We start from the raw sequence: 6,832 nt of genomic DNA on the forward strand, positions 1-6,832 counted from the left end.
CGCCGCGGCCTCGTGGCGGCGCAGCAGCGCGTGCAGGTCGGGCGCGTCGTCGGCGCGCGGTGGCGCGGCGGTCCAGCCGGGAGGCAGGTCCGCGGCGGCGGCGCCGGGGTCCAGGGGTGCGGGGGAGGGGGCGTCAGGTGCGGGTGCCACTGATCGATTGTCTCGCGGCCGGCCCCGGGGCGCCCGACACGTCCGGGTCCGTCCCGACCGGCAGTCGCCGCTTCTCGCGCGCGAAGCGTGCCGGCAGGTTCGGGCCGTCCCAGACGAGGATGGCGTGCCAGAGGGAGGCGGCGATCGGGACGGCGAGCACCGCGCCGGTCAGTCCGGCGAGGACGGTCCCGGTCGTCAGGGCGACGAGGATCATCAGCGGGTGCAGGCTCAGCGTGCGCCCCATGACGACCGGGTGCAGGAAGTCGCCCTCGACCTGGTTGACCACGACGACGATGGCGACCACGACCAGTGCCTGCACCGGTCCGAGGGCCACCAGCGCGACGAGCGCGGCCAGGGTGCCGGCGATGGTCGCCCCCACGAGGGGGATGAACGCGAGCAGGAACACGAGCACGGACAGCGGGATGACCAGCGGCACCCCGACGATCGCCAGGCCGATGCCGATGAAGACGGCGTCGACGGCCGCGACGATCGCCGTCCCGCGCAGGTACCCGCCGAGCGTGCGGATGGTCGCGTCGCCGACGCGCTTGCCGCGCTCGTACCGCTCGCCCTCGAACGGGCGAAGGAAGAACTCCCACAGCTTCGGCCCGTCCTTGAGGAAGAAGAACAGGACCACGACCATGATGAAGAAGCCCGCCACGAAGTTGACGGTCTGTGAGACGCCCGCGATGGCGCCGGACCCCAGCGCGCTGGACCGCAGCAGGCCGGCGAGCGACTCCTCCACGGAGCGGATCTGCTCCTCGGAGATCTCGAACGGCAGCCCCTTGACGTACTCCTGGAGCTGCCGGATCCCGTCCTCGGCGCGCTCGCGCAGCTCGCCCCACTGGTTCACGACGGCGTTGACCACCAGCCACACGACCCCGGAGAGCAGCGCCACGAGCGCCGCGAGCGAGATCCAGGTCGCCAGGAGCGAGGGCACGCCGCGGCGGCGCAGGAACGAGACGAGCGGCGAGATCGCCGCCGACAGCACGAGCGCGATGAGCACGGGGATGACGACGAGGGTCAGCCGCGTCAGCGCGAAGACGACCACGGCGAGCACCGCGACGACGGCGAGGACCTGCACCGACCGGGTGCCGACGCGGCCGAAGCCCTCGGACCACAGGTCGCGGGCCGGGTGTTGGGCGGACGAGGAGGGCGCCGGCGGCGCGGGCCGCGGCACCCGAGGGGGCAGGGGCGGGACGTCCCGCACGCGGCGACCGAACAGGCCCATGGCGTCCTCCTTGGAGCGACCTCCGGCGGCGGCCGAGGGTGCTCCGACGCTATTGCGCGCCGTGCGATCCCGCCCGCCGTGGCGTCGTCAGGGGACGGCGACGGGGGCGCGGGCGACGCGGTCGCGGCCCGCCGCCTTGGCGGCGTACATCGCGCGATCGGCGTCGCGCAGGATCGTGTCGGCCGTCCCGTCGGCCGGGAGCTCGGCGACGCCGACGCTGATCGTCACGCTCGCCACCCCGCCGCGGACCTCGACGTGGACGGCGGCGCAGCGGGCCCGGACCGCCTCCGCCCGGCGGACGGCCTCGTCGCCGCCCAGACCGGGGAGCAGGACGACGAACTCCTCGCCGCCGAGACGCGCGAGGGTCTCGCCCGGCAGCGTCGACGCCTCGAGCGCCCGCGCCACCTCGACCAGCACCCGGTCCCCGGTCGCGTGACCGTGCGTGTCGTTGATCCGCTTGAAGTGGTCGAGGTCGACCAGGAGGAGGCTCAGCGGGGTGCCGTCGGCGCGTGCCTGGGTGAGGGCGTCGGCGAGCTGCTGCTCGAACGAGCGCCGGTTGTGCACGCCCGTGAGCCCGTCGCGCAGCGCCTGGTCCGCGAGCTCCCTGCGCAGGCGCTCCAGCTCGGTGATGTCGCGCATCACGACGACGCGGCCGATCGGGCGGCCGGCCCGGTCGGAGATCTGGGTGATGCGGACGTCCAGGACGCCGCCGCGTGGCGTGGTGACCGTGCCGGCCCCGGTCGCGATCGCCGCCTCGATCGCCGCCGGCATGGGGCTGCGCCACGGGGTGCCGATCGCGTAGTCGGTGTCGCGCAGCAGGACGCGGGCGGCGGGGTTGGTGTCGAGCAGGACGCCCCGTGGGTCCAGGACGACGACGGCGTCGGTGAGGGCCTCGAGCACCTGCCGGGTCGAGACCGGCACGGCCCGGGTGTGGTCGCGGTAGCGCTCGACCCACAGCCAGATCGCGCTGCTCGCGAGCGTGAAGACCGGCGTGAGGTGGATCGGCCCGGAGAGGGAGCTCGAGGAGACGAGGAGGGCCGTGACGTTGCCGATGAACGGCAGCACGGCGGCCAGCGCAGCGATCGCGTACACGTGACGGTGACCGGGCACGGCGGTGACCATGGCGCGCAGCGACAGGGCGACCCCGATGAGCAGGAGCCCATAGCTGTACGCGGTGAACGCCCAGTAGAGCGGGCCGGGGGCCACGGAGAGCACGCCGTCGGACACCTCGACCAGGAGGAAGGAGCGGTGCCATCCGTCGGTCGCCAGGACGAGCATCGTCAGGGCGGGCTGCACGCACAGCAGGAGCGCGGCCCGCCGGGTGACGCGCCGTCCCGTCAGGACGGCGAAGTAGACGAAGGCGGCGGCCAGCGAGAGGGCGATGCCCGGGTAGATCGCGTAGTGCAGGGCGAGGGTGAACTCGTGCGAGCCCGTGGCGAGCGGCAGCAGCGCGCGGGCCGCGGCCCACTCCGACGCCCCGAACATCATGAGGGCGAGGGGGAGCGCGAGCGGGGAGGTGCGGCGACGGCGCAGCACCAGGACACCCGTGACCGACGCGACGACGACGGCGACGAGTGTGGCGAGCTCGACGAAGACGAGCACGGACCACCTCCGTCCGGTCCATCGGCGTAGGACCGCGGGATCTGAGGCGTCCGGTGGCCCGGTTACCGACCGAACCAGGCCCAACGGCGCAGCCGTCCGCCGTCCGCCAGCGCATCCGCGAGGCTCACCGCCGTGAACCCGCGTCCGGCGTACTCGGCGAGGAGCTCCCGGGTGAAGCGGCCGCGGTCGAGCTCGAAGGGCTCGCGTTCCTCGGCCCCGTCCGCCACGCCGGCGATCGCGTCGTGCGCCAGGACGATCTGCCCCGGTCTCAGGTGGGCCAGCGCGCCACGGAGCCGTTCCGCTGTGGGCTGGTCCCGCCAGTCCGACGTCGTGGCGCCCCACATGACCGGGGTCATCCCCGCCCGCCGGAGCGCGGCCCAGGTGCGCGGCGTCTGCGAGCCGTACGGCGGGCGCACCCAGCGGACCGGCCGGCCCACGAGCTGTTCCAGCTCCTGCTTGGCCCGGCGCGTCCGCTCGACGACCTGGCGCGTGGGCATGCTCGTGAGCCGGACGTGGTCCTCGCCGTGGAGGGCGACCTCGTGGCCGGCCGCCACGATCTGCTCGAGGAGCCGGGGCGCGGCGCGGACGCGCGTCATGAGGACGAAGAAGGTGGCGGTGGCCCCCCCGTCGGCCAGCGCGGCGAGCACGCCCTCCGTCGAGCCGACCAGGGGGCCGTCGTCGAACGTGAGCACGACCGCACGTCGTGGCGTCGCGACGGCCCGCACCGACCCGACGGGCCGGCTCCCGGCGCGCCAGAGGGGCCCGAGCACGGGGACCTCCTCGAGGACGTCGCCCTTCGGCACCCCTAGAGCCTCTGGCCGGTCACGGTCGTCCCGCGGGTGTCGAGCAGCTTCTTGCCGAAGGCCTCGAGCACCTCGGGCGCGAGCTCGTCGTGGTTCTGCACCAGGATGACGCAGTCGACGTCGTCGCCGACGTTCTGCAGGTCGGTGACCCGGGGGACCAGCGTGCCGCCGCTGTGCCACTGCGGGACGTACGGGTCCCAGTAGCGCAGCTCGGCGCCGAGGTGCCGCAGCGCCACGGCCAGATCGCGCGCCGGGGACTCCCGCTGGTCCGCGATGTTCGCCTTGTAGGTGACGCCGAGCAGGAGCACGCGAGAGCCGTTGACCGCGCGGCCCAGGCCGTTGAGCAGGTCCTGCGCGCGACGAGCGACGTAGGCCGGCATCGTCGCGTTGATCTCCTGGGCGAGCTCGACGAACCGGAAGGAGTGCCCGAGTCGGCTGCGGACGTGGTGCGACAGGTAGTTGGGGTCGATGGGGATGCAGTGCCCACCCACCCCGGGGCCCGGGTAGAAGGCCTGGAAGCCGAACGGCTTGCTCGAGGCGCAGCGGATCGCCTCCCACAGGTCCACGTCGAGCTCGTGCGCCAGCTGCGCGAGCTCGTTCATGAGCGCGATGTTCACGTGCCGGTAGGTGTTCTCGAGGAGCTTGGCCAGCTCGGCCTCCCGGGTGCCGCTCGCGCGCACGACCTGGTCGCACACCCGCGAGTACAGCTCGACCGCGCGGTCCGTGCTGCGCTCGTCGACGCCTCCGACGACCTTGGGGGTGTTGCGCAGCCCGAACCGGGTGTTGCCGGGGTCGATCCGCTCGGGCGAGAAGGCCAGGAGGAGGTCGCTGCCGACCGTCAGCCCGCTGCGCTCGAGGATCGGCCCGACGATCTCCTCCGTCGTGCCCGGGTAGGTGGTGGACTCCAGCACGACGAGGTCGCCCGGGCGCACCCGCGCCGCGAGCATCTCGGCGGACGCGATCACAGCACCGAGGTCCGGACCGCCCTCCGGGGTCAGGGGCGTCGGCACGCAGATGACGTACACGTCGCAGTCGTCGAGGTCCGCCGCGTCGTCCGTCGGCACGAAGCCCGCCGCCAGCATCGCAGCGAGGTCGTCGTCCGTGACGTCGTCGATGCGGGAGCGGCCCGCGCGCATCTCGGCCACGCGGTCCGGGTCGATGTCGAAACCGTACGTCGGGATGCCCGCGAGGACGGCTTCCCGGATCAGCGGCAGGCCGACGTAGCCCGTGCCGATCACTGCGAGCCTGATTCCCATCATCGCCCTTCCCGTCGCCTCGGATCCGTTCCCGATCCTTCCACAGGAAGTCGGTCCAAAGAGGGTGAAAACGGACGCGCTGGGCCGATCGGGGGACGCGGCCCGGTGCGCCGTGGCGCCGTCCCCTGGTCGGCCCCCGGCGCGCGGCCGGCCGCTTGTACGCTGCGACGATGGAGCGCACCGCGGACCCCGCCGGCCCCGTGGTCGTCGCGGTGCTCACGTACCGGCGCCCCGAGGTGCTGACCCGGCTCCTGCCCGAGCTCGCACGTCAGGCGCGGCTCCTCGGTGCGGGCACGCGCGTCCTCGTCGTCGACAACGACCCCGACGCCAGCGCCCGGCCGGCGGTCGAGCGCCTCGCCATCCCCGAGGCCGAGTACGTCCACGAGCCCCGGCCCGGGATCGCCGCCGGTCGTAACGCCGCCCTCGAGGCCGCCACCGGCGCCGACGTGCTGGTCTTCATCGACGACGACGAGACACCGGACGAGGACTGGCTGGCCACGATGGTCGCCGCGCACCGGCGTCTTCGCGGCGCCGCGGTCGTCGGCCCGGTGCTGCGGATCCACGAGACCGAGCCCGCTGCGTGGGTGCGTTGGGCGCGGGTCTTCGACCGCCGCCGCATGGCGACGGGCACGCCGATGGAGGCCGCCGGGAGCGGCAACCTCCTCCTCGACCTGGCGCACGTGCGCCGGCACGGGCTCCGGTTCGCCGACGCGCTCGGGCTCAGCGGCGGATCGGACCACCTGTTCACGAAGGAGCTGCGACGGGCCGGGGGAGCGATCTACTGGTGCGACGAGGCGGTCGTCCGCGAGCACGTCCCGGCCTCGCGGCTCACCGGGCGCTGGACGATGCGCCGGGGCTACCGCTCCGGCGGCACGAGCGTCCTGGTGGACCTGATGCTCGCCCGCACCCGGCGGGAGGAGCTGAGCGTCCGGGCGCGGGCCCTGGTCGCGGGCGCCGCGCGCGTCGTGGTGGGAGCGGCGCGGGCGCTGCTCGGCGTCGTGACCCGGAACCCGGAGCACCACGGCCGCGGCGCCTGGACCCTGGCGCGCGGAGCCGGGATCCTCGGCGGCGCCGTCGGCCACACGGTCGTGGAGTACCGCCGGCCCTGAGCCGCCGGCAGCCGCGATCCGCGTCGTCCGCACGGTGAGACGCGGCACCCGATCCTTGACCCGCGGTCCGGTCGGCGCGAAGACTCGCCCTGTGCCGGACACGCTGCTCGCCGTCGCCCGTCCCGCGGTCCTGCCGACCGCCGGCGTCGGCGCGGTGTGCGCGGCCGCGCGCTTTTTTTGTCAGACCTGCAGCTGAGACGCCGTCCCTGCAGCGCTCCGCCCCGCCCGGGCGTCGAGCCGTACCGCCGCCCCGTCGGCGACCTCTGACCACGACCCTCGCGCTCCGCCGCGACACCTTCCTCGAGGACCCGCCATGCACCCGTCCCACCCCCGCGTCCACCTCGCCGTCGACCTCTCGCACGTGGGCGCGCGCCCGGCGGCGTGGCGCGACGTCCGGTCAGGGGCGCCCCGCGGCTTCGACCCGGCCCGGCTGGCCGGCCTCGTCGCGACGGCCGAGCGCGGCACGCTGGACCTCGTCGTGCTCGGGCACGACTTCCGGCTCCGGCCCGACCGGGGCCAGACGGTCGACGGCCGGCTCGACGCCGTCCACGCGCTCGCGCAGGTCGCGCCGTCGACCCGCGGCATCGGCCTCGTCGCCACGGTCGCGGGCGACGCGGGTCGCCCGGCGGAGCTCGGCCGCGCCGTGGCGACCCTCGACGCGCTGAGCGCCGGACGCGCGGGGTG

The 6,832-nt window shown here is 74.7% G+C and carries 6 protein-coding genes; 2 read left to right on the forward strand and 4 right to left on the reverse strand.

Annotated features, from left to right (window positions below; translation table 11 throughout):
- Nucleotides 1-133: 133 nt before the first annotated feature.
- From IDM29_RS13410 to IDM29_RS13425, 4 genes are all read right to left on the reverse strand, one after another.
- Complete coding sequence (locus tag IDM29_RS13410; RefSeq protein WP_182113186.1) at nucleotides 134-1,378, reverse strand: AI-2E family transporter; 1,245 nt, start codon at nucleotides 1,376-1,378, stop codon at nucleotides 134-136.
- Between the two features lie 87 nt (nucleotides 1,379-1,465).
- Nucleotides 1,466-2,980 carry a diguanylate cyclase gene (locus IDM29_RS13415; protein WP_182113187.1) on the reverse strand — a complete coding sequence of 505 codons (1,515 nt, stop codon included), beginning with the start codon at nucleotides 2,978-2,980 and terminating at the stop codon, nucleotides 1,466-1,468.
- Between the two features lie 62 nt (nucleotides 2,981-3,042).
- Entirely contained in the window at nucleotides 3,043-3,783 is a 741-nt protein-coding gene (locus tag IDM29_RS13420; RefSeq protein WP_255491763.1) for a polysaccharide deacetylase family protein, read from the reverse strand.
- 2 nt (nucleotides 3,784-3,785) lie between these two features.
- A complete protein-coding gene (locus IDM29_RS13425; RefSeq protein ID WP_309232737.1) occupies nucleotides 3,786-5,042 on the reverse strand; it encodes a nucleotide sugar dehydrogenase in 1,257 nt (418 codons plus the stop codon).
- A 167-nt stretch (nucleotides 5,043-5,209) separates the two neighbouring features.
- Between IDM29_RS13425 and IDM29_RS13430 the strand changes: the two genes are divergently transcribed.
- Together IDM29_RS13430 and IDM29_RS13435 are read left to right on the forward strand one after the other, a co-directional pair.
- Nucleotides 5,210-6,148 (forward strand): glycosyltransferase family 2 protein, encoded by a 939-nt coding sequence (locus tag IDM29_RS13430; RefSeq protein ID WP_182113188.1) that lies wholly within the window; start codon nucleotides 5,210-5,212, stop codon nucleotides 6,146-6,148.
- A 313-nt stretch (nucleotides 6,149-6,461) separates the two neighbouring features.
- Nucleotides 6,462-6,832 (forward strand): LLM class flavin-dependent oxidoreductase (locus IDM29_RS13435; RefSeq protein WP_188037633.1); only part of this gene is annotated, 371 nt, incomplete at its 3' end.

This window comes from Actinotalea sp. JY-7885 (assembly GCF_014525465.1).
Classification (GTDB): Bacteria; Actinomycetota; Actinomycetes; order Actinomycetales; family Cellulomonadaceae; genus Actinotalea.